Source organism: Mycobacterium gordonae (assembly GCF_001417955.2).
GTDB classification, from domain to species: domain Bacteria; phylum Actinomycetota; class Actinomycetes; order Mycobacteriales; family Mycobacteriaceae; genus Mycobacterium; species Mycobacterium gordonae_B.
The window spans coordinates 1-1,403 of record NZ_LKTM01000187.1 but is presented as its reverse complement, the minus strand read 5'-3'; the positions used below and the strand labels follow the sequence as shown (position 1 = coordinate 1,403).

Sequence of the window (1,403 nt, the reverse complement as noted above, 5' to 3'; positions counted from 1 at the left end):
CAACCCACCCGACCATCCAGAGGAGGACGCTCAGTAAATACCGCGCAACGGTGCCTCATTCAGGTTGACAGGTTCCGTACGCCGTCGACGGCGCATTAGCTTGGTCTGCTTGCACAGCAGATTGGGGGCCAGGACCATCATCACGGTCCAGCGTTCGCTCTTGCTGCATGCAAACAGCCCTCATTAAATGCGGACGCTTGCGCTGGGCCTTGCCCCCTAGACCGCGCTGCGCGCTGCTGTGAAAGGCAGATCCACGAGATGGTGTCGTTAGGCGACATCCTAACGTTGGCGGGAGGGTAGTCCGAGGAACTGCGATACAGAAATGCGTTATAGCCCTGCAGGTAGGACTGTGCGAAGTCGGCGGGGAGGTTTGCGTAGTAAGGAGGTAGCGGAATCGGAGTGGGTTCGGCGTGGACAGCGCTGTCGGTAAGCACCGTTTGCCCCAGAGCAACGAAAGTCAGCATCAGGACGGGAGGAAACACGCTGGCGGCAATGGTTCGAGGTGTCATTGCTCGGCCTCCCCAGCCGTGTAAGCCACACACCCCTTGACGAACTCCGTGGCATTCACGCTCTGGGTGAAGGTGCCCAGCTCCTGCGTGCACCACGAGTCCGTGCTCGCGCCCGCAAGTTGCTGCTGCATCGAGCGAGGAACAAATATCCCCCGATAGTCGCGCCGAGCAGTCTCATAACCCGCTCGCCAGGACTGGTGCGCGTTGAGCCCCGACGGGACCGGTGTGCCGGCTGAGCACGCGGGTACCGCAGGAGCCAGACCCAACACCCAGCAGATTGTGAGGCTGGGCAGCAGACCCGATGCTGAGCGTTGTGTCGATCTTCGAGCCAAGTGATGGCCCCCTTACGTTGTCCTTAGACGAGATTGTAAAGCCGCTTACGCATGGGTCCAATACGCATGCGTACAGCACGCTCTGGCCCATTCCGCACGGGCCATATGTGGTTGGTCATCATGTCCGACGACCATCCCAAGCCGCCGCTCAACGACACCACCCGCGTGTTCGGCGAGCGGGTCCGTGACCGTCGCCAGGAGCTTGGCCTCAGCCAGGAGGTGGCTGCCGTTCGTTGTGGCATCCATTGGACACAGCTGGGCAAGGTGGAGCGCGGCCAGAGGAGCCTCCGGCTGGAAACCATCATCAAGATCGCCGACGGTCTCGAAGTTGATGCCGGACGCCTCGTCAGCGGATTACCAGTGCCACCCGGAGAGTCTGCCTGAGCATTCGAACCACTCTCGGCCACACCCATGGCGACGGCAGTTTTCAACCTCGACCTTGGTTGCGCTTCGTCGCATGATGAGGGTTGATAGAGGCCCAGCGGTGTCAATGGCCAAGTTGGAGTATCCGCTGGTGGCCAGTTGAAAGTATCCACCCCGTGCGGTAGTTCCTAGGTTGGTG

Annotated in this window: 1 protein-coding gene; it reads left to right on the top strand. The window is 60.9% G+C overall.

What is annotated here, in order from left to right:
* Window positions 1–961 precede the first annotated feature (961 nt).
* Complete coding sequence (locus tag AO501_RS14965; protein ID WP_231752497.1) at window positions 962–1,225, top strand: helix-turn-helix domain-containing protein; 264 nt, start codon at window positions 962–964, stop codon at window positions 1,223–1,225.
* Window positions 1,226–1,403: the final 178 nt, after the last annotated feature.

Bases quoted from the DNA above. Each gene is read 5' to 3' on its own strand.
- AO501_RS14965 (WP_231752497.1), top strand. From the start codon at position 962: ATGTCCGACGACCATCCCAAGCCGCCGCTCAACGACACCACCCGCGTG.